General features: G+C 67.8%; 28 protein-coding genes. 4 read left to right on the top strand and 24 right to left on the bottom strand.

Annotated elements, in window-relative coordinates; translation table 11 throughout:
• Nucleotides 1-70: 70 nt before the first annotated feature.
• From VGS97_RS27830 to VGS97_RS27800, 7 genes are all read right to left on the bottom strand, one after another.
• Nucleotides 71-1,447 carry a S53 family peptidase gene (locus VGS97_RS27830; protein ID WP_326856642.1) on the bottom strand — a complete coding sequence of 459 codons (1,377 nt, stop codon included), beginning with the start codon at nt 1,445-1,447 and terminating at the stop codon, nt 71-73.
• A gap of 755 nt (nt 1,448-2,202) precedes the next feature.
• Nucleotides 2,203-2,427: a helix-turn-helix domain-containing protein gene (locus tag VGS97_RS27825; protein WP_326856641.1), complete on the bottom strand. Its 225-nt coding sequence runs from the start codon at nt 2,425-2,427 to the stop codon at nt 2,203-2,205.
• Between the two features lie 55 nt (nt 2,428-2,482).
• Nucleotides 2,483-2,653: a hypothetical protein gene (locus VGS97_RS27820; RefSeq protein WP_326856640.1), complete on the bottom strand. Its 171-nt coding sequence runs from the start codon at nt 2,651-2,653 to the stop codon at nt 2,483-2,485.
• Between the two features lie 64 nt (nt 2,654-2,717).
• Nucleotides 2,718-3,530 carry a hypothetical protein gene (locus VGS97_RS27815; protein ID WP_326856639.1) on the bottom strand — a complete coding sequence of 271 codons (813 nt, stop codon included), beginning with the start codon at nt 3,528-3,530 and terminating at the stop codon, nt 2,718-2,720.
• A 52-nt stretch (nt 3,531-3,582) separates the two neighbouring features.
• On the bottom strand, nt 3,583-4,461 hold the full coding sequence (locus VGS97_RS27810; RefSeq protein WP_326856638.1) for an endonuclease/exonuclease/phosphatase family protein: 879 nt from the start codon (nt 4,459-4,461) through the stop codon (nt 3,583-3,585).
• Nucleotides 4,458-5,009 carry an HAD family hydrolase gene (locus VGS97_RS27805; RefSeq protein ID WP_326856637.1) on the bottom strand — a complete coding sequence of 184 codons (552 nt, stop codon included), beginning with the start codon at nt 5,007-5,009 and terminating at the stop codon, nt 4,458-4,460. The genes VGS97_RS27810 and VGS97_RS27805 overlap by 4 nt, the downstream gene beginning before the upstream one ends.
• Nucleotides 5,010-5,550: 541 nt before the next feature.
• The gene (locus VGS97_RS27800) at nt 5,551-6,207 is read right to left on the bottom strand and encodes an HAD family phosphatase (protein WP_326856636.1); all 657 of its coding nucleotides are present in this window, start codon (nt 6,205-6,207) and stop codon (nt 5,551-5,553) included.
• A 140-nt stretch (nt 6,208-6,347) separates the two neighbouring features.
• On the opposite strand from VGS97_RS27800, the gene VGS97_RS27795 reads away from it, so the two are divergent.
• A complete protein-coding gene (locus tag VGS97_RS27795; protein WP_326856635.1) occupies nt 6,348-6,842 on the top strand; it encodes an NUDIX domain-containing protein in 495 nt (164 codons plus the stop codon).
• A 4-nt stretch (nt 6,843-6,846) separates the two neighbouring features.
• Here the strand turns inward: VGS97_RS27795 and VGS97_RS27790 are convergent, their stop codons facing one another.
• From VGS97_RS27790 to VGS97_RS27715, 16 genes are all read right to left on the bottom strand, one after another.
• Nucleotides 6,847-7,641: a dTMP kinase gene (locus VGS97_RS27790; RefSeq protein WP_326856634.1), complete on the bottom strand. Its 795-nt coding sequence runs from the start codon at nt 7,639-7,641 to the stop codon at nt 6,847-6,849.
• 12 nt (nt 7,642-7,653) lie between these two features.
• Nucleotides 7,654-8,313 carry a 3'-5' exonuclease gene (locus VGS97_RS27785; RefSeq protein WP_326856633.1) on the bottom strand — a complete coding sequence of 220 codons (660 nt, stop codon included), beginning with the start codon at nt 8,311-8,313 and terminating at the stop codon, nt 7,654-7,656.
• 99 nt (nt 8,314-8,412) lie between these two features.
• Entirely contained in the window at nt 8,413-9,528 is a 1,116-nt protein-coding gene (locus VGS97_RS27780; protein WP_326856632.1) for a DegT/DnrJ/EryC1/StrS family aminotransferase, read from the bottom strand.
• Entirely contained in the window at nt 9,525-10,562 is a 1,038-nt protein-coding gene (locus tag VGS97_RS27775; RefSeq protein ID WP_326856631.1) for a radical SAM protein, read from the bottom strand. Before VGS97_RS27775 ends, VGS97_RS27780 begins: the two co-directional genes overlap by 4 nt.
• On the bottom strand, nt 10,552-11,283 hold the full coding sequence (locus VGS97_RS27770) for a hypothetical protein (RefSeq protein WP_326856630.1): 732 nt from the start codon (nt 11,281-11,283) through the stop codon (nt 10,552-10,554). The genes VGS97_RS27775 and VGS97_RS27770 overlap by 11 nt, the downstream gene beginning before the upstream one ends.
• The gene (locus VGS97_RS27765; protein WP_326856629.1) at nt 11,280-12,113 is read right to left on the bottom strand and encodes a class I SAM-dependent methyltransferase; all 834 of its coding nucleotides are present in this window, start codon (nt 12,111-12,113) and stop codon (nt 11,280-11,282) included. The genes VGS97_RS27770 and VGS97_RS27765 overlap by 4 nt, the downstream gene beginning before the upstream one ends.
• Entirely contained in the window at nt 12,110-12,604 is a 495-nt protein-coding gene (locus VGS97_RS27760) for a phosphoribosyltransferase (protein ID WP_326856628.1), read from the bottom strand. Before VGS97_RS27760 ends, VGS97_RS27765 begins: the two co-directional genes overlap by 4 nt.
• Nucleotides 12,594-13,313 (bottom strand): 7-carboxy-7-deazaguanine synthase QueE, encoded by a 720-nt coding sequence (locus VGS97_RS27755; protein ID WP_326856627.1) that lies wholly within the window; start codon nt 13,311-13,313, stop codon nt 12,594-12,596. Before VGS97_RS27755 ends, VGS97_RS27760 begins: the two co-directional genes overlap by 11 nt.
• Nucleotides 13,310-13,702 carry a 6-carboxytetrahydropterin synthase gene (locus VGS97_RS27750; protein ID WP_326856626.1) on the bottom strand — a complete coding sequence of 131 codons (393 nt, stop codon included), beginning with the start codon at nt 13,700-13,702 and terminating at the stop codon, nt 13,310-13,312. Before VGS97_RS27750 ends, VGS97_RS27755 begins: the two co-directional genes overlap by 4 nt.
• Nucleotides 13,703-13,733: 31 nt before the next feature.
• The gene (locus VGS97_RS27745; RefSeq protein WP_349262288.1) at nt 13,734-14,984 is read right to left on the bottom strand and encodes a styrene monooxygenase/indole monooxygenase family protein; all 1,251 of its coding nucleotides are present in this window, start codon (nt 14,982-14,984) and stop codon (nt 13,734-13,736) included.
• A 23-nt stretch (nt 14,985-15,007) separates the two neighbouring features.
• Nucleotides 15,008-15,586, bottom strand: a complete 579-nt coding sequence (locus VGS97_RS27740; protein ID WP_414641857.1) for a GTP-binding protein — start codon at nt 15,584-15,586, stop codon at nt 15,008-15,010.
• A complete protein-coding gene (locus VGS97_RS27735) occupies nt 15,567-15,929 on the bottom strand; it encodes a DUF742 domain-containing protein (RefSeq protein WP_326856624.1) in 363 nt (120 codons plus the stop codon). The genes VGS97_RS27740 and VGS97_RS27735 overlap by 20 nt, the downstream gene beginning before the upstream one ends.
• Nucleotides 15,926-16,345, bottom strand: a complete 420-nt coding sequence (locus VGS97_RS27730) for a roadblock/LC7 domain-containing protein (RefSeq protein WP_326856623.1) — start codon at nt 16,343-16,345, stop codon at nt 15,926-15,928. Before VGS97_RS27730 ends, VGS97_RS27735 begins: the two co-directional genes overlap by 4 nt.
• Nucleotides 16,342-17,379 carry an ATP-binding protein gene (locus VGS97_RS27725; protein WP_326856622.1) on the bottom strand — a complete coding sequence of 346 codons (1,038 nt, stop codon included), beginning with the start codon at nt 17,377-17,379 and terminating at the stop codon, nt 16,342-16,344. The genes VGS97_RS27730 and VGS97_RS27725 overlap by 4 nt, the downstream gene beginning before the upstream one ends.
• A gap of 52 nt (nt 17,380-17,431) precedes the next feature.
• Complete coding sequence (locus VGS97_RS27720) at nt 17,432-18,154, bottom strand: ATP-binding protein (protein ID WP_326856621.1); 723 nt, start codon at nt 18,152-18,154, stop codon at nt 17,432-17,434.
• Entirely contained in the window at nt 18,151-18,375 is a 225-nt protein-coding gene (locus VGS97_RS27715) for a hypothetical protein (protein WP_326856620.1), read from the bottom strand. The genes VGS97_RS27720 and VGS97_RS27715 overlap by 4 nt, the downstream gene beginning before the upstream one ends.
• 236 nt (nt 18,376-18,611) lie before the next feature.
• On the opposite strand from VGS97_RS27715, the gene VGS97_RS27710 reads away from it, so the two are divergent.
• The 3 genes from VGS97_RS27710 to VGS97_RS27700 all read left to right on the top strand — a co-directional run bounded on the left by VGS97_RS27710 (nt 18,612) and on the right by VGS97_RS27700 (nt 22,056).
• The gene (locus tag VGS97_RS27710; RefSeq protein ID WP_326856619.1) at nt 18,612-20,003 is read left to right on the top strand and encodes a hypothetical protein; all 1,392 of its coding nucleotides are present in this window, start codon (nt 18,612-18,614) and stop codon (nt 20,001-20,003) included.
• 63 nt (nt 20,004-20,066) lie between these two features.
• On the top strand, nt 20,067-20,555 hold the full coding sequence (locus VGS97_RS27705) for an SAM-dependent methyltransferase (RefSeq protein ID WP_349262289.1): 489 nt from the start codon (nt 20,067-20,069) through the stop codon (nt 20,553-20,555).
• 202 nt (nt 20,556-20,757) lie between these two features.
• Entirely contained in the window at nt 20,758-22,056 is a 1,299-nt protein-coding gene (locus VGS97_RS27700; RefSeq protein ID WP_326856617.1) for a helix-turn-helix transcriptional regulator, read from the top strand.
• On the opposite strand, the gene VGS97_RS27695 is transcribed toward VGS97_RS27700, so the two are convergent.
• A partial coding sequence (locus VGS97_RS27695) for an HAD family phosphatase (protein WP_326856616.1) occupies nt 22,039-22,955 on the bottom strand: 917 nt, incomplete at its 5' end. The two genes, VGS97_RS27700 and VGS97_RS27695, sit on opposite strands and share 18 nt — an antisense overlap.

Raw genomic sequence — 22,955 nt, 5'->3', positions numbered from 1 at the left:
AGCTCCGGGATAGGGACGGAGGGGAGGGGTCTAGGGTGGAACTACGCGGCAGCGCCGTGAGGTGCGGCGGCTACCGGTGTGTGGCGGCGAGGGCGTACACCAGCTGCGCGTTGCCCGTGCCCAGCCCGCTGGCCAGGTCGTAGCCCGGCTCGGCTGTGTTGCCCGCGACCCCGGAACCGGCCAGCGTGTTGTTGCCGCTGGTGATGTCCACCAGGCCCGAGCGCGCTCCGTAGCCGTAGCGTGAGTACAGGCAGTACAGCGCGTTGTTCACGTTGCCCAGCCGGTGCCCGGCGAGCTGGTCGGCCAGCGCGACGAGGGCCGCGAACTGCGGAGACGACGCGCTGGTGCCTCCGTAGATGTGCCAACCGGTGGCGTTGCCCGCGAACGAGGTGTAGATCCACCGGCCCCCGTCCACGGCCGAGGACCACGAGATGTCCGGCACGCCGCGCTGCGAGCCGACCACCGAGCTCACCGCGTTCTGGTACTTCGGCCGGGGGAAGACCGTGGACTTGCCGCCGCCCGCCGCGCCCCATGCATCGTTCCACACCGCGTCCGGGCTCAGCCGGTTGCCGGCGTCGTCCAGGAACAGCTGCGAGCCGCCGGCCGAGGTCACGTCTGTGTCCGAGCCCGGCCAGATCACGGCCGGAGTCGGCAGCAGGCTGACCCCGTCGTCCGCGATGCCCGCCGACCCGGTGTCACCGGAGCCGGCCACCAGTGTGGTCCCGTGCGCGCTCAGGTCCTTGAACGCGTAGCGCAGGTCCAACAGGCTGGAGTAGTCGCCCTGCGCGAACCCCGGGAACGTGTTCTCCGTGGCCCCGAACGACATGGTGACCACGTCACCGGTGTTGCTGTCGGCCAGCTTCTTGAGCGCGTTCATGATCTCGGGGAAGCCGGTCACCCCCTCGGTCTCGGGGACCGGGGTCTCGGACAGGATGATGCGCGCGCCCGGGGCGAACTCGTGGATGGTCTGCACGTCCAGGTCCACCTCCCCGCACCAGCCGGGGAAGTTCGGGTCGGTCGCGTCGTACGGGGGCACCTGGCCCGCGAGCTGGACGATGTGCACCGTCGTGCTGGGTATGCCCCATTGCGCGCTGGCCACGTCCAGGTCGTGCTGCACGGTCGGGCAGCCGAGCGAGTCCGCGATCACGACGGTGCGGCCCGCGCCGGTGATGCCCCGCGCGTAGAGCGCGTCCAGGCCGTACGCGGCGATCAGCTGCTGCGGTGAGTAGCACGCGCGTCCCAACTGCGTTTCGCACTGCGAGGTGGGCAGCGGGCTGGGGACCGCACGCTTGTCGATGTGCCCGAGCGACGCGGGCACCGGGCGCACGGTGCCCGACGTCAGGGTCTGCGATCCATGCGTGGCCGTGGTCGCTGCGGCGGTGGCCACCGCGGGCACTGCGGTGGTTATGGCACTGGCCACCGCGAGGGCGACCGGTGCAGCGGTCATTAATCGTGTTCTCAAAAGGGTTGCTTCCTATCCCGAAGGTTTGTTGAAACGCCCGTGGGCGTCATATTCGGAGGTGCTAGAGCACTATCCATAAACCGCCCGATATATTCCCCAGTCGCGGCGGCGGCATGACGTTAGCGTAGAAAAAGCGGCGTACGCAACATGGGGAAAAGTTGAGTCAAGACGCTTCCGTGTCTCAGAGTCCTGGTGTAGTCGCGCAAGCATTTGACCAGGGAAAATGGAACAGGGCACGGCCCATTGCAACAGGCCGCGCCCTGCAAAAGAAGCGCATGACAAACCGAGGCTCGGCTGCGGAATTTAACTCACGAGCCATACCTGAATATGAGCGCGACGGGCTATCTCATCGCGATTCTTGGTGCCCTGACGTAGATTAAGAACCCGGGAAACCGAAGATCTTCTCGAACAACGCCGGTCCCTCCGGTAGCCAAAACAGCGCTGCCGGACCAGGCGCCCTGAGCGCTCCGATCAACTCGCGGCACATGAGCGAACGTCTGATGCTTATCGCCCTGCGGACGCACCGTCGTCGCTCTCGCAGTCGGGCCGCCGCAGGACTCGTGCCAACGTCCGCGAGAGCGTCGCGCTGTCGATTACCGTGATCAGCCAATCGTTGTCCTCCTTGTAGTGGTGCATGTGAACAGTGGGGTGGTCCCTCCCCGCCGCCACTGGGCGCGGCCGGTGCGGCGGCCGTAGCCCTCTGACCCTCAACAGAGGCCGCGGGGAGGGAGTCTGTGGCGTCAGTCCGCGCTGACGTACGCGCCCGAGAGGTATTCGCGCACCGCCTTCGCGGGCACCCGGAACGAGCGGCCGACACGCACCGCCGTCAGTTCCCCGGAATGCAACATCCGGTAGACGGTCACCTTCGACACGCGCATCACCCCGGCGACCTCGCCGACCGTGAGAAAGTTCAGGCCGTCGAGTTCGTCGGCCGGTGGGGCGTCAGTCAGTTGTTGCGAGCTCACGGCGAGCGCCTCTCCTGAGCGGTGAACCACTGTGCTGGTCGGCCGGGCGGGATCGCTAGTGTCCGCGTGCCGTCGCGGCCAGGCCGAGGGCGAGGCTGACGGCGCCAAGGACGGAGTTGAGCACGATCAGCCACTGGTAGACCGGGGTTAGGGTGACCGCCGCGCGCGGGGCGTCGCGGCCGTCCTCGCGGAGGTTGTGCCGGTCTGGGTTGAGCGGTTTGTTCACAATGCTCCTTCGTTGGTCGTCGAAACGTGGCCCGCAGCGCCGGGCGGAGGCGCAGCGGTGGCGCTCATATCGCCGCGGTCAGGTCGAGTTCGGCATCGATGATCAAGTGGTCGGACAGTTTCCCGTCCGGGTCCGGGTGCGCCCGGTAGGCGCGTGGGGTGTGAGCGAGGCGGCTGGAGAGGTGGAAGCGGTCGCAGCGCAGCGGCGCGCGGTCGACGAACCCAGCGGTGGGTTGCCGGTCGTCGAGCGCGGCGGCGACGTCCACCATCCCCGCGCTGCGGAACAGTTCGGCGGGGGACTGCGGGTCGCCGGGGGTGCCGTAGCGTAGGCGCCGGGCCGGGTCCATGTGCGAGCGGTCGGGGGCCTCCTCGGCGTTCGCATCGTCCTGGAAGTCGCCGCCACCGATCACCAGGAGGCCGTCGGCGGCCAGTTCGAGAGTGGCGTATGCCTCGGCGGTGCGGATCGGGGGCACGAACGGAGAGAAGTGCGCGGCGACCAGCCACAGCCGTTCGCGCAGCCCGTCGAGGCTCACCTCGACGCGGGCTTGGCCGTGCCAGAACGGCTCGCGCACGATGTGGTGTTCGCGCACATCGCGGAAGCGGCCGGGGCGCAGCCAGATCACCACGTTGCAGTCGTGCCGGGGCGCGGGAGCGACGAACGGGTTCATCCCCAGCCGGTGCGCGGCGTAGCCCAGCAGCTGGTTGTCGTCGTCCAGCCACCCTTTCCCCTCGGTGGACAGGACCACGTCCAAGTCGAGCTCGGCGAGCAGATCGAGCTGGGCGTCGAGCCGGTCTAGGCTCCTGACCCTGTCGGGGCGGGTTTCGATCCCTCCGTCCAGGTGGTTGATCGCGCTGATCCTGATCATTGTTGGGGTCACGGGCTTGCTCCGGTTCACGGTGTCAGAGGGCTGGATGACCAGCCGGGTAGTGTCATCGCATGGCGAGCGCGGCCGGATTCAGGCGAGCGCACGGCCAGTCGTGGTCGGTCAGGTGCCGGGCCGCGGTGACCACGGCGAACTCGGTCACGGCCGCCGCGGCCGGGGCGTTGGCCAGGATGCGGTCCGGGCGCCCGGCGACCTGCTTGCCCGGCCAGTGGCCAGTGGTGCGCGCAGGCGGCTCACGCGGGATGGCGAAGGCAAGTGCGTCCGTCTTCGGGTCGGCGAGGTCACTGATCCCGGCGCTCCGCAGCAGATCGATCGGCGCGGTGTCGGGGATGCGGGTGCCGAGTCGGGCGTAGCGCACCAGCATGTCGCGGGATGCGCCGGACAGATCGGTGTGCTCGTCCTCGGTATTGGTGTCGCCGAGCAGCACCGCGGGCTCGCTCGCCGCCCCGTAGTCGGTCAGCTCTGCGATCTCCAGCAGGCGGCGGGTCGGGTTGCGCGGGGACAGGTGCACGCTGGCGACCCGCAACCGACCCGCTGGGACGCCGTCGTGTGCGTCCCAGACCACCACGGCGTGGGTCACGCTGTGGTGCCAGATCCCGCCCGAATACACCCGGTGCTCGGCGATGCGCAGCGGCGCGCGCACGAACACGGCGGTGTGCATTCGGGTGCGAGGGCTGATCCCGAGCACCCCGCGCATCCCAAGCAGTTCCTCCGCTTGGTGGAAGAGCCGATGGTCGTTTTCGTCGAAGTACAGGCATTCCTGGGCGGCGAAGACATCTGGGCGGATCTTCGCGGCGATGTCCATCAGGTCTGTGACACGGACCTCGCTGCGACTGCGGCCGATCCCGCCAGCCAGTAGGTTGCCAGACAGCAGCGTGAGCGACCTGACCGCGGGAGAAATCGCCGCGGTCGCCGCGTCGGTCACAGGTCCAGTCCCAGTTCGCGCGGCAGAAGGGTGATGTTCCCGATCACCCGCACTGCCCCGGCGGCCACTAGGTGGCGGTTGTCGAGCGCGCCGTTCGCGTCGCCGGTTACCCACACTGCACGCATCCCATGCTGAATGGGTCCGGCGATGTCCGTCATTGGGTTGTCGCCGACGTGCACGACGTCCCAAGGTTCGCAGCCGCCGGTGATCTGCCGCGCCGCAGTCAATAGCTTGCCGTAGAACAGAGGGTCCGGTTTGCCGCAGCTCAGATCCTCCGACAGCAATACCGCACCGAAGTAATCGAGCAGGCCCGCAGTTTCGAGTGAGGGGCGGCGCGGCTCGGTGGGCTGGTTGTTAGAGGAAAGGATTGCCAGGATGCCGTGCGCGTCGTGCAGGTAGCGGATCATCTCGGCGGCCTCCGGATACACTGGCTGGTCGCGGCGGGCGCCGTCTGGATCGGCGCTGCTATTTGGCGCGAGCGTCCCGCCGTAGTCGTAGGCGATCACTCGTGGCTTGCGGGACCATGGGTTGTCAAAGGGGTCGGTCACTGCTCTCGTTCTTCCTGGTCATGGGCGGGACGGTTGTCGGCGCGGCACGGCGCTGATGCTCGTGTCCTGTGGCACAAGCGCGCTTGTGCCCTGCGGTGGGTCACCGGTACGTCAGGCACACCGGATGCGGAAGGCTGATTGGGCGGGGCGTGCTGTCTTCGGCCAGATCCGCGGTGCGATACGTAGTTGGCGATTGGTGCTGGTGCTGTGCGCAGTTCTCGCCGCACGGGGTTGCTGGCGTGCTTCACGGCTCGCGGCGTCAGCGAACGCGGCTGGTCGGATGGCGTATCAGGCTTGCTCGATGTTGGGCGCGCCGTCCCGCAGGCTGGGTACGGGGCGGCACGCGGGCCACAGGCCGGGCAGCTTGCTGGGGAAGCCGGCCGTGGCGGGTCGGTCCGACCCCGAGCGGGGAGGGCGCGGCGGTGTTGCGTCGCGCGCCGGGACATGATGAAGGACATTAATGTCATTGCCATGTGTGTTATGGGCGAGGTGGACAGCTGTATGTGGACACCACCCGCGACGGCGCCGCGAAGTTCGTTGGTCACGAGTCGCAACCTTCGACGACGCGGGCAGCGTCGTCTGGAACTCGCGCCAGCAGTCCGGAATCCAGGGTGAGGACGGCCATCCCGGCGCGTTGTGCCGCCTCGATGCCCTGCGGCGCATCGTCGACCGCGAGGCAGCGCGCCGCAGGCACGCCGATTCTGTCTGCGGCGGCGAGAAAGAGGTCTGGCGCGGGTTTTCCCTGTGCCACGTCTTCGCGCACGAGGACGGCCGCGAAGAGCCCGGTATGGCCGAGGGCGTCGAGCCCGGGATGTACGAGCGCCCCGGAGGTGCCCGAGGCGATGGCGCAGGGTATGCCGTGCTCTACGGCGAGGCGGACAAGATGCAGGACCGATGGGACCGGCTCGATGCGGTCGAGGCAGCCCAGCAGCTGGCTTCGCGACGCCGCGATGATCGCGTCGTGGTCGAGGTGGGATGCGTCGGGTAGCTCGCCGAGTAGATCGCCGATGCTTAATCCCGTCCGCGCTCGGTACCAGGCGGGGTCGAGCTGTGATCCGTGGAGGGCAAGTGCGCGGGTAAGCGCCGTTTGGCGGGCCGGGCCTGTGTCGGCGAACGTCCCGTCGTAGTCGACTATGAGTCCGCCGGCCTGGGCCAGCATGTCGGCGATGAACCGCTGGATCGTGTCAGGCGAGGTCACGTCGAGCCCTCCGGATCGGGTGCTGGTGCGCCTCGGTTCGGCCGGTCTGCCGGTACGGAGGGCGCTGCTGTGGCAGGCTCGGTCTGGGCCGCCGGATCAGCGGTTGGCGTGTCGCCGTCGACGAGTGCAGAGGTGTTGATGTGATCAAGCATCTGACCGCGTCCGTGTTCGTGTTCGCCCAGATCGAGGGCGAGTTGCGGGTGGCGATGGTGCAGCAGCCGCGCCTGGGCAAGCGGATGATCCCGGGCGGGCATGTCGAGGACAATGAGACGGCGGCCGAAGCCGGCGAGCGGGAGACCGAGGAGGAGACGGGTCTGCGCGGCGTGGAGCTGCTGGAGCCTGCGTGCCCCGATCTGCCGGCGGGGTATCCGCATCCGCGTATGCCGCAGCCGTGGTGGGTCAGTGAGCTGCGGGTTCCTGCGGATAACCACCTTGGCGAGCCGCATGTGCACGTCGACCATGTCTTCGTAGCTCTGGCTGATCTCGACCAGCCGGCGGGCGCGGGGGTGCACGAGACGGTGTGGATGAGCTTGGAGGAGCTGTTGGAGCACCCGGACGTGTTCGAGGACACCAAGCTGTTGGCCAAGGAGCTCTTTCCCCGCATCGCTGGGATCGTGGCGGTGGGCGCCATCTGACCGGTCACGGCGCTGTCGCAGCCGTGGCGGGGTGACTGCCGAATCGGCATGCGCCGTCGGCGCAGGTCCCGGGTTGGCCGTGCCACGGCTGCGACAGACAGGCCCGGTCGGCGTTGCGGGCTTTGGTGATCCAGTCGCGCATCTGCTGAACGGCGCCGTTCTCGTCCACGGTGCGCCGGTCGAGGATGCGGATGCGGTCTGGGGCGTCGGTTGCGAGGGTGAGGTACAAGGCGGCTGCGCGTCGCTGCAAGCTGCGGTCCGCGGCGCTGTAGGTGAATGTTCCGCGCTGCTCGGCGCGCTGCATCGCCCGGTCTGGATCGTCGATGATCAGGATCGTGAGATCCGGCAGCGCGCGCCACGTCGCGGCGAACTCCAGCAGAGCCCTGGCGCGTGCGGTGGCTGCCGTGTCGGAGGATTCCGTGAGTAGCGCCTGGTAGATGGCGGTGGTGTCCAGGCCGCGGCCCTCGATCACCAGCCTGCCCTCGGCGAGCGCGGGATGGGCGATGTCCAGGTCGTAGGCTTTGATCGCGAACAGCAGCAGTGCCTCGGTACCCGGCGTTCCGCTACGCAGGAACATGTCGCCGTCGGCCGTGTCGATCAGGGCGTGCAGTAGTGCGCGGCCGAGGTCGTCGCCGGTTTTCCGGGCGGAGAACTCCTCCAGGACCAGGGGCGCGCCGCGGCCCGATGCTGGGAGCAGGGTTCTGAGGCGGTCGGTCAGGTAGGTCTTGCCGACGCCGTTGATGCCCTCGATCGAGATCAGCGTGCCGCGTGTGCACGGCGGGTTCGGCACGGTGGACACAGGGGCCTCCCACTACACATCGAAGATGGTTTCTTGGACGGGTTTGGTCGCCTTCGCCGTGTAGCCTGCGACGGTCATCAGGCCAGTTAGGTCGTGTGGGTCGCCGCGTTGATCGGCGAGAGCCAGGAGGCGGGCGAGCACCGCGACGGTGACCCGGACGTCTGCCATCGCGCGGTGCCGGTCGGGCGGTCGCGCGATGCCGAAATGGGAGAGCAACCAGTCCAGCGAGTGGCTGGGCAGGTCCGGCTGGAGGCGGCGGGAGAGCTTGACGGTGTCGATCAAGTGGGTGTGCGCGAGCACGGGGCAGGCGCCGCGCTGTGCGTAAATCAGGTTTCCCTCGACGCTGGCGTTGTGGGCGACCAGCAGGTACGGCGGGGCGGTCAGCAGGTGGTCGAGTTGGGCGAGGACCGCCCCGGCGGCGGGCTGGTCCTGGACCATCTGCGGGGTGATCCCGGTCTGCTCGGTGTCGAAGCGGGTGACGGGGGCGTGCGCGGGTGGGCACATCAGCGCCTCGAAGTCGCCGATCTCGCGCGGGGTTGTGCCGTCGAATCGAAGTGCCACGGCGGCCACTTCGATCGGTTCAGGCGAATGTCCAGCGGGAGTGGTGGCTTCGAAATCGATGACCACGAAGGTGGTCGCGCGAAACTCCGGGTCGGCGCTCAGGGGCGGCACGGTCGTTCTCCAGATCGGCTGTGGGGCACAGTTCGCAGCAGGGGATCAGTGCAGGTCAAGATCCTCGGTCTACGGCCGCGATCGGGTCCGCAATGCCGGTCATCGCGTCCATGCTGTGACCTCTTTCTCGATCACCAGGGCCTGGGTGTCGATGCTGTCCTCGTCGTCGCGGTCGGTCAGGATCGGGGCGAGGATCGTGTCGATTACTTGGGCGGCGCCGGGGCAGGGAGCGGCGCCGGGTGTGGCGAACGCGGACCGGGTGTCGCAGGGCACGAGCTTGAACGTGCCGACGCTGTTGGGCACGTGTAGCTCGGCCAGACGCTCGCACAGCCGGCGCGGTTCGGGCAGGTCGATGCGCAGCAGCGGCGCGTAGTGGTTCCAGCGCTCGGCCGGATGGGGTTCGAGCACAGTCAGCCCGGGTAGGCCGGCGACCCGATCGAGCAGGCGCCGGGTCTGGGCTCGGCGGCGGGAGAGCAGGTAGGGAAGGTGGATGGCGTTGAGCGCGGCGATGGCCGCCAAGGGTTCGGCGAGCCGGTAGTTCGCGGCGGCCCGGGACAGCGGAGCCTGTCCGCTTGGGGGCGTCTGCCAGTGGGTGCGGAACGCGCGGGCGAGATCGGCGCGCGTCACATCGCTGGTGACCAGGAATCCGCCTTCGCCCGACCATAGGATCTTGCCGTCCTTGGTGCTGAAGGCGCCGTAGTCGCCGATCGTTCCGGCGGCCATATCGTCACGGGAGCTGCCGACGGCCTGGCAGGCGTCCTCGATCACGACCAGGCCGTGACGGTCGGCGAAGTCGCGCAGGACGGCGGGGTCGCCCATGCGGCCCCACAGGTGCACGGGCATGATCGCCCGGGTGCGTTCGGTCAGTCGTCGCGCCGCGTCCTGGTAGTCGATGTCGAGGGTGTGCGGGTTGCTGTCGACGAACACCGGGCGGGCGCCTGCGGTCAGGATCGGCGCGGCGGACATCACGACCGTGAGCGAGGGCACTAAGACGTCGTCGCCGGGGCCGATTCCTGCGCACGCCAGCGCGGTGTGCAGAGCGGTGGTGCCCGAGGAGACGGCGATGGCGTGCACGCCTCCGAAATACGCGGACAGGTTTTCCTCGAACTGCCCGGCCCAGCGAGATGCGAACGGGTCGGGCATCTGGCTTAGAGCTGCGGCGAGCGCATCATGCAGGTGCCGTTGGTCGCGCTTGTCGGGCGGGATCTCAATCATCGAACCTCCTCCAGACGCAGCATCCGGGGCAGGCTGCGCACGAGCGGGAACATGCTTACGCAGTCGCGCCCGAGCAGCGCGCAGTCGGTGCATGCGGGCCGGTCGGCAAAGAGGGTGCGTGCATCAGCGCCCTTGATCGTGCGGCGCCGCTCGGGTGGAGTCGCGGCGATCCGCAGGTCCGAGGGGCAGTCCCACAACGAGCCGTTGGGTTGGACAAAGAACAGCTGCGCGCCGCCGAAGCAGTCTTCGACCCGGCGCGGGGTCCGGTCGGTGATCGAGGCGATAAACAGGCGCGTGTAGTGCAAGCCCGGCAGCGCGAGTGGCAGGCCGGTGGTGTGAAGGCTGGTCAGCTCGGCGGCGACGCGATCGACCTCCTGCCCGTACGGGGTCAGTTCTCTGTCGAGGGCATGGTCCGGGGAGAGCGAGACCGGCTGGGGCACGTAGTAGTCGCAGCCGAGCTTTACCGCGAGCTCGGCCAACGCGCCGATCTGATTGAGGGTGCGGCGGGAAACCACGCTGTAGATGCCTACGCGCGGCGCGGGTCCTTCTCCTCGTGCGGCGATCAGGGTCCGGATGCCGGAGAGTACGTCGCCGTGAGCGGCGTAGCCGCCGAGCGCGGGACGCAGTTCGTCGTTGACGGCCGCGTCCGTGGAGTCCAGCGATACCGATACCCCGTCCACGCCGAGCTCGACCAGGCGGCCGGCCACGGCCGGCTTGTTCAGCGGTATTCCGTTGGTGGCGATCACCACCTGGCAGCCGGCCGCTTTGATGGTCGCGATCAGATCGAGGGTGTGCGGCCAATCCAGCGGCTCGCCGCCCGCGATCACCACTCGTGCCACCGGAGAGCTGTCGAGGCTGCGGGCGAACGCGAAGATCTCCTCGCGGGTCAGGTCGTCGCGGCGAAGGTGGGACAGCGCGCCCGGGGCGGTCGGCACCTCGGCCCGGTGGGCGGCGATCGTGCCGAAGTAGCAGTATCCGCAGGTGAATTTGCACGTCGATCGCAACGCCCATAGCAGGGTGATGTCACGTGCCATAGTCCGCCCCCGCGTCGGCGTCGATCAGGCTGCGGCACAGCGCGGCGAGGCGGTGTGCGCATTGGTTCGAGGTCATCCCGGTGACGGTCAGCGGGATGTAGCGGTCTGGTTCGATCTCGGCCAGCGCCCGGTAAAGCTCTTCGATGCGGCCGACCAGCTGCCGGTCGCGCAGGGTGAGGGTGATGTTCAGGCGTTGTTCGAACCGGTCGAGGCAGGTATCGCGATCGCCGAGCAGAAGGATTGTGTAGTCGGGCGGCGGGCGGAAGAGCACGGCCTGGCGCAGGATCTGCTGGGCCAAAGCGAGCGCGTCCGCGCCGGAGTCGACCTGCTCGATGATCGCTGCCTGGTAGGCGGCGACCGTGTCGATGCCACGGTCTTCGAGGATCAGGTCGAGGCCGGGTGCGCGCTTCGGGGCGTAGCGCTCGTATTCCCGAGTCTTCAGTGCCAACAGCGCGAGCGTTTCGGCGATGGGGTGGCCAGTGCGCAAATAGACGTCATCGGCTGCGGACAGCGCACTGATCAGCCGTCCGGGCAGCGTGTCCGGATTCTGGTCGGTCAGCTCGCCCAGCCGTAGACATCCGGGGCCGAGCAGCGGCGTAGCCGCCTTGATCGCCGTCGTCTTGCCGACGCCATTGATGCCTTCGACGGTGATCCACAGCGGCGAGATGGGCGCGCCCGCGTCGGGGTGCGCCGGAGCGGCGGTCGTCGCGGTCGCGGTCACATTGATTTCCGGGCGACGTAGAGGATTTCGGTCGCCACCTGCGGGGCGCAGGTTGCGGCGATCGTGCCGAGGAGTGCGGCGGGCACCCGTGAGGCGAGGTCGTAGTACCAGGCGGCGGCGCTGTTGCCGTAGCGAGTGGCCAGGGCGGTGGCGAGGGTTTCTGGCTGGTCGGGTGGCAGCAGTCCGATCTCGTATTCGACGGCGAGTCCGACGGATTCCAGTGCGTCGAGGGTTTCCTGCCGGGACCATTCGTAGACGTGGACCCGGTGTTGCAGTGCCCGGGGCGGATCGCCCGGGGTGGCCGGCGTGGACAGGTAGAGCACGCCGCCGGGGCGTAGCGCGTCGGCGGTGTGTCCCAGGCTCGCGGCTCCCAGCGGGCCGGGAAGGTGTTCGAGCGCTGAGGTGTAGATCGCAAGGTCGACCTGGGGGACGGCGAACGGCTCGGACACGTCGCAGTGGACGAACTCGACTCCGAACTGTTCGCCGTAAACGGCGCGGCAGCGCTCAAGCATCTTGTGCGCCTCGGAGATGTTCTCCGGCGAGATGTCCAGGCCGATGTATCGGAAGATCTGCGGGGCGTAGCGGTGCAGCAGCGGCAGCGCCAAGCCGCGCCCGCAGCACACGTCAAGGACCGTGGCGCCCTCGGGGCAGTGCTCGGCGATCAGCAGGTGTTGCAGAAGGTTCATGATCCCGGTGGGCTTGGCCTCGCCCCGGTGCAGAGCCTCGTAGAAATCATCCATCTGGTTGGCGCTGTACGGGCCGATCATCGGGGTGCCGGGTCGGGTGGTGTACTGCTCTGGCAGCGTGGGTGCCGGGTCAGTGGCGGTCATGGCTGCGCCTCCCAGGGGAAGACCACCCATCCTCGGGTGGTGAGGGCCGTATATGTGGGGACCTCGGATCTGGACAGGTCCGGGTCGAGGTTGGCTTGGTTCGAGACGCACACTGCGGTGCGTACACGGGCCGCGCCCGCGTGCGATGCCAGCGCGGCGGTAGCGCGCACCGTATGGCCGGTGCCCGCGACGTCGTCCACGATCAGCACGTCGAGACCGGTCAGATCGCCGAGCGTGGAGGGATTGCCGACACGCACTTGGGGGCTTTTCGGGGCGTCGATTCCGTCGTGCAGCGTGTGGGTGACCTCGACCGTGCGCAGGTCGCGTACGCGCAGCAGGTGGGCGACGAGCACGGCCGGGATCGCGCCGCCGCGCAGAACGCCGACGACACAGTCCGGTGCGCGGTCTTCGGACGCGGCCTCCGCGAGGCACCGAGCCTGGGCTTCGACGGCGAACCATGACAGACGGCTGGTGTCCGGTTCATCGGCCACGCTGGTCACCCCACAGCAGGATGTGCAGGCGGCTGGTCAGATTCCAGCTGTGTTCGAGGGCTGTGTCGGCGAGCTGGCGCATACCGGAGACGACTTCTTCGGGTGAGGTGGCCTGCGGCATTACCCACACGGGATGAAGTCCGTAGGCGTCTTGCAGCGCGGCGATCTGCGCGGCGTCGTCTGCGCCGCAGGCCACGAACTTGAACACGGCCTTGCCACTGGTGACGAACGCGGTCAGTGCCGCGGCGTCGATCGGCCTGCTGCCTAGCCCGGCGTTGCGCAGCTTCGGCGAGACGTTGTACCGCTCGATCAGGTCGGTCAGCTGTGACGGTGGTGGGATTGTGCCGTTGGTTTCCACCTCGATGCATCGGCCTGCCGCCCGCAGCAAAGTCGCCAGGTCGGTGACCGCCTCGGCTTGCAGCAACGGCTCACCGCCGGTGATCACGACCAGGTCGGTGCCGAGGGCGAGGAGTTGGGCCGCGACGGTCTCGACGGTGACGCGACGGGTTTCGGCCGCCTGATCGTGGCGGCGCCAGTCCCAGCTGTGCCGAGAGTCGCACCAGGCGCACGCGAGGTTGCAGTCGGCCAGCCGCAAGAACGCTGCGCGCTGCCCGGCGGATGGTCCCTCGCCCTGGAACGTTGGACCGAACAGCTCGTTGACCAGTAGATATCCGGCCTGCTGTGCGGTGGTTGCCAGTGTCAGCGTCACGATGCGCTCTCCCTGCACGATGCGGGGAGGTATTCGGCCCAGCTGCTGGCCGTCTCGCTCACGCGGACGCTGGCCAGCTGCCCGTTGAGGTCCGGCGCGAGATGGCGCTCGAACCAGTCGGCCAAGTGACGGGCGAGCAGTTCGCTGGTCGGGTTGCCGTCGAGGGCGCTGTTCAGGTCGCTGTGGTCCAGCGATGCGGCGATGTAGTCGCCCAGCGGCTTCAGCTCGGCGAAGTCGTCAACGAATCCGGTCTCGGTCAGCTGCTCGCTCTCCAGGACGATCTCGACGCGGTAGCTGTGACCGTGGGTGCGGGCGCACTTGTGTTCCTCGGGTAGGCCGCTGAGGCGGTGCGCGGCCTCAAACGTGAAGGTCTTGGCGATGCGGTACACGGGTTGGCTCCGTTGGTCGGTGCGAGTCGCGCTAACGCGCGGCCACGTCGGCGAGGTATGTGCCGGCCTTGATGGGGTCTAACAGCCAGTCGGCGAAGTCGTCCGGGGTGGAGAAGTCGTTGGCGAACCGGTCGGCGATCTCCTGGTGCTGAGCCGCAGCGCCGAGGATGTCCAGCACGTGCGGGGGCGGTGGGGCCAACATCGCGTTCGTCCACGTGGTGCAGACGGCGACCTTGGCCCAGAACGAGTCGAACGCGGCCTGCATGAATGCCTGGTCGTAGGGGCGGTCGCCGTGCGCGAGGATCGCAGTGAGGTAGGCGTCTGCGGCGCGGGAGGCGTTGTTGCTGCCCTGGCCGGTGATCGGGTCGTTGGCGACGACGACGTCTGCGATGCCCAGCGCGAGGCGTCCGGAGGGCAGGGTTGCGATGGGTTTGCGAACCACGGGTGCGTAGCGGCCGACGAGGGTCGCCCCGGCGTCGGTAAGCTCGGCTGCGGCACAGCGCTCGTATTCCCATGGGGCGAATTGGCGGATCAGCTCAAGGGTGTGCGCCAGGTGCGCCCCGGGATCGTCTGCGAGCTGGTCGAAGGTGTCGAGCGGGCCGCCGGGAATGCCTTCCCAGAACAGGATGTCGCAGGTTCCCGACGTGGTGACTGCGGGGATGACGATCAGCTCGCCGACGGTGGGGATCAGGTCGAGGCGCACGGCGGTGGTGTCGGGATGCTCTCCGCGAGGCTCTACTCCGTGGACGTAGGCGACCGCGAGGGAGCGCTGCGCTACGGAGTACGGGGAGAGTTCGGCGTTACGGTCGAACAGCCCGACGATGTCGCCTTTCCCTGCGGCGACGATCACCAGATCGTAGAGGGTGGAGAGGTGGTCCAGGTCGGAGACGGTGGCCGCGTTGATCACGACGGTTCCGCCGCGTTCCGCGAAGAGTTCTAACCAAGCGGCCATCTTCAGGCGCTGGTCGACAGATTGAGCGTACTGACTCAGACGGCCAAGCCAGTTGATAGCGGGGACCTCTTCGGGGCCGGGCACACTGACTCCGAGTCCGTCGATGCGATGTCCGCTCTCTGCGGCGGGCCACAGATCCACTCCGAGGGCGCGTCGCTCAAGGTCGAGCGCGGCGCCGAACATGCATTGAGTCGAGGTGACTCTGCCGTCGCGTATCTCGCTGGCGAGGCGCTGACTCATTACTGTCACCTCGTATCCCCCCGCCAATAGCAGGCCATGGGCGAGCTGGAGGCCGGCCTGTCCAGCACCGACGATCAGGATCTTGCGCATCTCTCCCCTTGTTTGCTTGGGCATCAGTGGCTCGGCAGCAGGTTTAGGGCATGGCGGATCAAAGCCCGTAGCGCCTCAAGTACGTCGTGGCGGTCGCGTGCGTCGGCCGCGGTCAGCGGGATGGCGGGCGACAGATCGAGTGCGTCGCGCACCTCGTCCAGTTCATGGGTCAGACGACCGTCGAACAGGTTGACCACGACGGTGAAGGGAATGTCGCCGCGCCGCTCGAAGTACGCGATCACAGGCCAGCTCGCGGCGAGATTCCTCGTATCGACCAGCACGATCGCTGCTAACGCGCCGCGGGCCAGGTCGTCCCACAGGAACCAGAAGCGGTCTTGGCCAGGGGTGCCGAACAGGTAGAGGGTCAGCCCGTCGTCGACGGCGATGCGGCCGAAGTCCATCGCGACGGTCGTGGTGGTTTTGCCGCGCGCGAGGGAGACGTCGTCGTCCGGTTCCGCAGCCACGGTCATCAGGGCCTCGGTGCCCGCGATCGGGATCTCGCTGATGGCGGCGACGAAGGTGGTCTTGCCCACGCCGAAGGCCCCGGCGATCACGATTTTCGCGGACAGGGCGAGGGAGGCGTCAGAGATTGTCAAGGCCACGCAGCACCCTCTCCAGCAAGTGACGGTCCGGCATGTCGGCGGCCTGTGGATGAATTCGAACCCTGCCTACTGCGGCGAGGTCGCCGACCAGGACGCGGATTACGCCGAGCGGAAGCGCGAGGCCCGTGGCGAGTTCCGCGATCGTGCGCGGATATCGGCACGCCTCGTACACGGCGGCGGTCTCCGGCAGCATCCCGAGCACGCGCCGCGGATCGAACTCGACCGTGCTGATCAGTCGCTCCACGCCGAGAAACCGGTCCGCGGCGGTGCGTCCCCGGGTGATGCCGTAAGGGCGTACTCGCGACGGGCGGCGCGGCGCGTGGAGTCCGTACGTGCGGGTCACGCGACTAGCCCGCCGCGCAACTGCCGGCGCACCTCAGGGGTCAGGAGCGCCCCGACGCGCTGGGCGAACAGCGACATCTCGTAGCTGACCTGGCCGAGCTTCGCGTCGGGCATGGTGATGACCGCCAGCGCGGCGGACTCGCCGAGCGCGGTCACGATGACGTGTCCGTTGCCGTAGCGCAGGATCGACTGCTGGTAGCCCTCGAACCCGAATTCGCGTCCCACTGCGCTGGACAGCGAGTAGACGGCGCTGGCGGTCGCGGCGAACCGGTCGGCTTGGTCGGTTTGCAGGCTGATGGACGCGGCCAGCTTCATGCCGTCGGTGGACAGCACGATGGCGCTGGTCACCCCGGTGGTGGTCGTGGCGAACCTGTCGATGAGGAAGGCCACTTCCTGCGCACTGCCTTCGGCTCTCACTGCTGCTCCCACGGTCCCTCCCACGAGGTCGATGCGGTGTCGTGCGTAGTGGCTGACTCGGTGCGGGCGCGCTGCTCGCCCGCCTCGAAGTCGTTGAGGTCGTCGCGGATGGACTGCGGATCTGGAGGCCGCGCGGACGGCGCGGTCGGCAGCCACGGCCCCGAGGCTTGAGGAGCCCGCGTGCGGCGCGGCAGACCGTTCTTCGTCGTGCCCGTGGCCGGGCTAGCAAGGGTCTGCACTCCCCACCAGTCGCCGCTCGACGACGCGGAGCGCGCCGGTGCGGGCGTAGACGTTGCCGCCGGTGCGGGCGCGATGGCCTCGGGGGAGATGATCAGGTGGCCGGGCAGGGTGACGTAGGCGATGGTCCCGCCCCCGGGCCGGGGAGCGAGCTGGACATAAAGGCCGTGCCGATGCGCGATGCTCGCCACGACATACAGCCCCATCTGCCGCGCTGAGCGGGCGTCGAGCACGGGGGCGGCGGCCAAGCGGACATTGAGCTCTGCCAGCGCCGCCCGCTCGATTCCCAGGCCGGAGTCGGCAATCTGAATCAGCACCGAGCCGTCGCGGTCGGAGTGCCCGGACAAAGTGACGCGGGAAGAAGCTGGAGCGTATGAGATCGCGTTGTCGAGCAGCGCAGCGAGCAAGTGGACCAAGTCGTCCGACACCCCGGGCGGCACGGCGGCGGCAGGCATTGCCGTGAGCTTGACCGGCTCGAAGTCGGCCGAGGCGCACTGCGCGGCACGCGCCACATCCACCAGCGTGACCGGTCCTTCCAACCCGTCGCACACCTGCCCGCCGGCCAGCAACAACAGGCTCTCGGCATACCGCCGCAGCCGGTTGGCGTCGTGGTCGACGGCGTAGAGCGCCTTGAGCGTGTCAGGCTCCACCGCCTCTCGCTCTACCTCGTCGAGCACGCGGATCAGGTGGTAGGTCAACGCCATCTGGCGACGCGCGAGCGTCGACATCAATGCCCGCAACTCGTCGTCCGCACGTGGTGCGGGCTGCTCGAAGTGCTCCTGTGGGATGGGTTCCATCGATTGCCGGGCGGCCTTGCGCCACCGACGTAGCGAGAGTGCCACGGTGCTCTCACCCCCCGCCCGGCGTGGCCGCCAGGATCGGGAGGCGGGCGGCTTCATCGGCTGCTGCCAGGGCGGGGAAGCAGGACGCTGTGATCGCGTCCGCGCACGCCCGACACACAGCGATCGGCATTCCGCATGGACCGGTGAACAGCGTGCCGGTATCGGGGTCGACCAAGCCGCGGCAGTGTGGCGCGACTGCCTGGTGGCCCCAGCACAGGCACCGGCACACCCGCTCGCGATCTGCGGCGGCCACGGGAATCCACGCCATCACCGTGTGACCTGCGGGGTGCACGATCGACTCGATGCGTGCGCCGTAGCCGCTGACGACAGTCAGACCCCTGAACTCCTCGGCCTCCTCGAAATCCTCGGGCACCGGAATCGCAAGTTGCCCGCGGCCCTGGTCCTGCACGGTGACGGTGACCCGGTCCGGTCCGAATGCGTCGGCCCCGAGTTGGAAGGACACGAACACCACCGGGTCCGGCGACTGCGGGCCGTGTTTGACGGCATTGCCGACCAGTTCCCGGACGCTCATCCGCACGGCGTACGCCAATTCGTCGTCCCGAAGTCCCCAGGCGGCGAGGATGTCGCCGGAGACCTGGCCAAGGCTGTGGGCGATGCTTTCGGTGGCGGGCACGCACAGATGGCTGATCCGGAAGGTCGGATCGGTGTTGGCAGTGCCCTGCGGCACGGCGGCCCGGTTGCGGCCGGATTCGCGTGGCGAGGGATTCACTGGGGGCCACCCTCGTTGCCGCCGACGATGATGAGCGCGAGCTTGGCTGCGACCTCTGGCGTGACGCGGCCGAGCAGCACCATCGTTTGACCACCAAATCGGACGGTGGACAGACCGGGCAGGTCACGGGCTGGTTCGAGGCCGGCGCCCGCAAGCGCCTGCGTCAGGGCGTAGACGGCCCTCGATGCCTGGCTGGCCTCCCCGCTCTGCGCGCTGTTCATGCCGTCTCCCGTGCGGCTGTGCGCCAACCACCGAGCAGCCTCTTGGCGGACCACCTGTGAGTCAGCACGCTGTATCCCGCTGTCTGGAGGCCCCTGCCGTGGCGCGTGAGGCGAATGAAGAATTCGGACACGTTGAGCAAACCGCGGATCACTCGGCGTGGGTACGCTGTCAAGCACCGCGATGTGGTGAAAGCGGTGAAAGATCGTGACGGAGCCGAAGGAGCGTTATCAGAGTCATGGCAGAGGGACGCCAGCCCAACCGGAAGCTCGCCGCGCTCATCGCGGAGGCTGGGCTGTCCCATGCCAATGTTGCGTCTGCGTTCGTGCTGGTTGCCTTGGAGAACGGCGCGCACGACTACTCCGCGATCAGCCGCTCCCATGTCACGCACTGGGTCGGGGGAACCCAGCCGTCCGGGGCTGCGCCAGTCTTCTTGTGCGAAGCGCTCTCCCGTCGCCTCGGACGGACGGTCACACCGGAGGACATCGGACTGCGCACACCGGGCGGGTCCTCCGGGATCGAGGTCGATTGGGACAGCGATACGCTGAGCGCGCTGACCGACTTCGCGAATCACGAGGTGGATGTGGACCGCCGCCAGGCGCTCGGAGGTGCCGCCTACTCCGTGGCGGCGCTTGCGCTGCCAAGCAGTTCCTGGTGGACACGGATGGCCCAGCGCGGCTCCGCCCGGTCGGGCGTGGGCACCTTCTCCGTCGGCGAAGGCGACGTCGAGACCGTCCGCGAACTGGTCTCCGCCTTCTCCCGGGCCGATCAACGCCGAGGCGGGGGCCACGCCCGCTCCACCGTCGTGCACTATCTGACCTCGGACGTCGCCCGGCTTCTGCACGGCAGCTACGCGCGTGGGCCAGTACGGCGCGCCATGTTCTCTGCCGCAGGCGAACTCGCCTATCTCGCTGGCTGGATGGCATTCGACAACGGCCAGCACGCCGACGCCCAGGCCGGGTTCCGCATTGCCTTGAAGTTGGCAGCCGAGGCTGACGACCCGCCCCTCGCAGGGCACATCTTGCGTGCGATGGCGCATCAGGCAGTTGATCTCGGCCATGCAAGCAGAGGACTGGAGCACGCTGCCGCGTCTATGGACGGCACCCGCTACACGCTGGCCACTCCCCGAGAGCGTGCCCTTCTCGGAGTCGTCCACGCGCGGGCACTCGCCGCCTCCGGCGACAAGCGCGCCGCGGCAACCGCGCTGCTGAAGGCAGAGCGCGACCTCGCCAACGCCAGTGCCGGAGATGAAGAGCCGGGCCGGGTGTTCTTCTTCGGCGAAGCCAGCCTCGCGCACGAGACTGCCTGCACCCTGCGCGACACCGGTGATCTGGCCGGGGCGCAACGGGAGTTTCGCCGTAGCGTCCGCACCCGTAAGGCGGCCACCTTCACCCGGACCCACGCCGTGACTCTGGGTTATCTCGGCGCCGTACAGGCACGTCAGGGGAGCATCGAAGAAGCCTGTGCCACCTGGTCCAGAGCGCTGGACGCCATGGACGGCATCCACTCGGCGCGAACCCGCGCCGTCGTCGCCAACATGCGCTCGGCAGTCTCGCCCCTGCGACAGCGCGGCATCTCCGCTGTCGCCGAACTGGATGCTCGCGCCAAGAGCTATCTGGCCGCTAAGTAAGCCACCCGACCCACAGTGACCGGCCGCGTTGTCGGTACGCCGCCCAATAAGACGGGAGCCGCAATGCCTGCGGAGACGTTCGAACTCGAAGCCATCGCCCACGTAGTGGGCGGGCGCATCGAGCCCACCGACGACTACTGGGGCGGAACACGCTCGATCATCCGGATCGACGATCCGCGATTCACGCAAGATGCCACGGCCGGACTCTCGGACTTCAGCCACCTTGAGATCGTGTTCCGATTCCACCTGACGGACCCGACGGACTTGAACCTCGGTGCGCGCCGGCCACGCGACAATCCGGACTGGCCGCCAGTCGGCACCTTCGGCCACCGCAACATGCGGCGTATCAACTGGCTCGGAGTTTCCCGCTGTCGCTTGATCAAGGTCGACGGACTGGACCTTCACGTGGAAGAGCTCGATGCAGTAGACGGCACACCAGTACTCGACATCAAGCCATGGTTTACAGAGTTCGGCCCGCGCGGCGAGGTACGCCAAGCCGCATGGACCACCGAAATGCTCGGTGACTACTTCGCGAACCCCGCACAGGGTTAACCGACCGTCTGGAATCGCCAGGCAATTCGAGCGTTGAGCTGCACAGTTCAGCCAGGCGCCGCCCATATCGCCTCCCAGTCGGTGAGTGTTCAGTCATGGCGGATTCACAACCCGCCGCCCAAAAGAGCACACACCGTCAACAGGAGCGGGACAATGAGGTCGACCGAATCAGAGGCGAATCACTTCGGCGGAGGACGAGGAGTTGGTCACCAGCTTTGGGCATGATCTTCGTGACGCGCGGAGATCGTCAGGCATGACGTTCCGCCGCTTCGCCATGCTCGCCGGGTACTCCGAGGGCCACCTGCGAAGCGTTGAGAACGGCAGACGTGAGGTCACGATCGATGTCGTCGACGCATACGATCGGGTGTTGAACACCGGAGGAACGTTCGGCTCTCGGCTGGTGGTCCGCCAGGCCCAGCCCGATGCGGTGTTGATGCCGTGGGACCGCGACGGAACCAGGGCAATCCTTGACGGTCTGCTAGACGGGAGCGATGTGCACCGGCGGTCGTTCGTGGCGGTCAGCGGCGCTGCGCTGATGGCGATGGCTGGTCGGTGGGAGGCGGCACTTGAAGCGCCCGAACCCCTTATAGCTGCGGGCACCAGACAGATCAACCCTTCGTTGGTCGGACACATCGACCAACGACTCGATCATCTGAGACACCTCGACGATGAACTGGGCAGCGGCGACCTCGCGACGCTCGCTCGCAGTGAACTCGCACTAATCGCCCAGCTTCTAAGGGCAGGCAGCTACACCGAGCAGATAGGTAGGCGGCTGTACTCCCTAGCTGCCGAAGCGAGCCGGCAAGTTGCGTGGGATCAATTCGACCAGGACCATCACGGGGTTGCTCAGCGGTACTTCGAGATGGCTCTGCGCGCGTCGGCAACTGCTGGCGATTCGGTGACTGGTGCGTATGCACTCTCATTCATGGCGGTCCAGAGCTATTCGACTGGCCAGGGCCTACAGGCAGTGTCGTTGCTGGAGACGGCACGCAGCGCGGTCAGCGGCAAAAGCACGGCGCGGATGTCGGCGATGCTTGCCGCAAGGTCAGCTCGGGCGCTCTCCAAGACGGGTGATCGGCGGGCCGCCGCGCATATGTTGTATGAGGCGCGCGAGGCCCTGGACCGGGGGCCGCACCCCGATGATCCGGCGACCCTTTACTGGGTCACCGAAGGCGAGGTTGAGATGATCGCGGGGTCGTGCGCGCTCGAACTCGGAGATCCGGCCGAGGCGATACGAAGGTTCGACGCAGCGATCAATGCCGACTACCGCGGGGACGATCTATACCCGCGAAGCCATGCGATTTACCTGGCCAGGGCAGCGGAAGCGCATCTCACGATGCGCGACCTCGATGCGGCTGTGCAGCGGGCAACCCACGCAATGCGTTGCCTCGGTGGAGTCGATTCAGCGAGGTCGACGTCGACTCTGGCAGGGCTTCGGACGAAACTCGGCGGCCACGGTGCGGTCCCGGTGGTGCGCGATTTCCTAGAAGCCACGCGCTGATGGGGTATTGGTCAGTTTGAGTAGCCTTCGCAGGCGAAGAGCGGTCTCTCGCTCGTCAAGCGCATGGATTACCGTCATCCCGAGGGCATGCGCTGGCGGAAGGTTTGCCTCAGTATCGTCGGCGAACACACATGACTCAGCGGGCACTCCGAGGAGTCTGAGGGTGTGCTGGAAGATTGCCGGATCGGGCTTGCGAATTCCGAGTTCGGCTGAGAAGACGACAACATCGAATGTTCCGCGTAGATCGTACGGGGCGTACGGATCGTGCGGCTCGCGCCCGAGCGAGTTCGAGAGTACTGCGGTCCGGATGCCCGCGGCTCGTGCTTCTTTGGCGACCCTCAGCACTTCATAGGCCGGATCGAGCTCGAACAGCAATCGACCCATCAGGTCATCCGCGCCGATCCCGAGCAGAGCTCCGAAGCTCTCGTTCCAGCCGCGTTGGTCGATCTCCCCGGCTTCGAGTTGGCGGTAGAGCTCCGCTCCCTTTGGGTCGGCCCACCCTCTGAGAAACAAACCCGGAGCCAGTCGCTCACGGCTCTCGAAGCGAGAGATCACCTCAACCATGTTCGAGGTGAGGACACCCGCGAAGTCCAGGATTAGACCGGTGAACCGACGCTCTTCCATACCCGCCAACCTTACGCGGCCGTCGTTCGCGCTCAGATGATCGGTACCCTCCCGCAGAAGGTCACCGCAGACAACGACCCCAGCCCAGCGAACCCTGCTCGCGCATAGCTGCTGTTCTGATGCGGCGTTGCGTTTCCGTCCCCCTTTTCGCGGCCAGTTTCCGGGGTCGGCCGGGCGCGTCAAGGGCGCTCCCTTCGGTCGCGTCACTGCGTGACCGGCCTGCGGCCGGCCCTTGACCCGCCCGGCCTCTAGGCCCCGGACCCGGGCAGCTATCA

The organism is Actinocrinis sp. (genome assembly GCF_035946395.1).
Taxonomy (GTDB): Bacteria; Actinomycetota; Actinomycetes; order Streptomycetales; family Catenulisporaceae; genus Actinocrinis.
This window is presented reverse-complemented; position numbering and strand designations above follow the sequence as displayed.

What these genes read in the sequence shown, in the direction of transcription:
- VGS97_RS27715 (WP_326856620.1), bottom strand. Translation starts at nt 18,375, where the DNA reads ATGAACAGCGCGCAGAGCGGGGAGGCCAGCCAGGCATCGAGGGCCGTC.
- VGS97_RS27705 (WP_349262289.1), top strand. Translation starts at nt 20,067, where the DNA reads ATGCCTGCGGAGACGTTCGAACTCGAAGCCATCGCCCACGTAGTGGGC.
- VGS97_RS27745 (WP_349262288.1), bottom strand. Translation starts at nt 14,984, where the DNA reads ATGCGCAAGATCCTGATCGTCGGTGCTGGACAGGCCGGCCTCCAGCTC.
- VGS97_RS27775 (WP_326856631.1), bottom strand. Translation starts at nt 10,562, where the DNA reads ATGGCACGTGACATCACCCTGCTATGGGCGTTGCGATCGACGTGCAAA.
- VGS97_RS27765 (WP_326856629.1), bottom strand. Translation starts at nt 12,113, where the DNA reads ATGACCGCCACTGACCCGGCACCCACGCTGCCAGAGCAGTACACCACC.
- VGS97_RS27830 (WP_326856642.1), bottom strand. Translation starts at nt 1,447, where the DNA reads ATGACCGCTGCACCGGTCGCCCTCGCGGTGGCCAGTGCCATAACCACC.
- VGS97_RS27710 (WP_326856619.1), top strand. Translation starts at nt 18,612, where the DNA reads ATGGCAGAGGGACGCCAGCCCAACCGGAAGCTCGCCGCGCTCATCGCG.
- VGS97_RS27725 (WP_326856622.1), bottom strand. Translation starts at nt 17,379, where the DNA reads ATGGAACCCATCCCACAGGAGCACTTCGAGCAGCCCGCACCACGTGCG.
- VGS97_RS27780 (WP_326856632.1), bottom strand. Translation starts at nt 9,528, where the DNA reads ATGATTGAGATCCCGCCCGACAAGCGCGACCAACGGCACCTGCATGAT.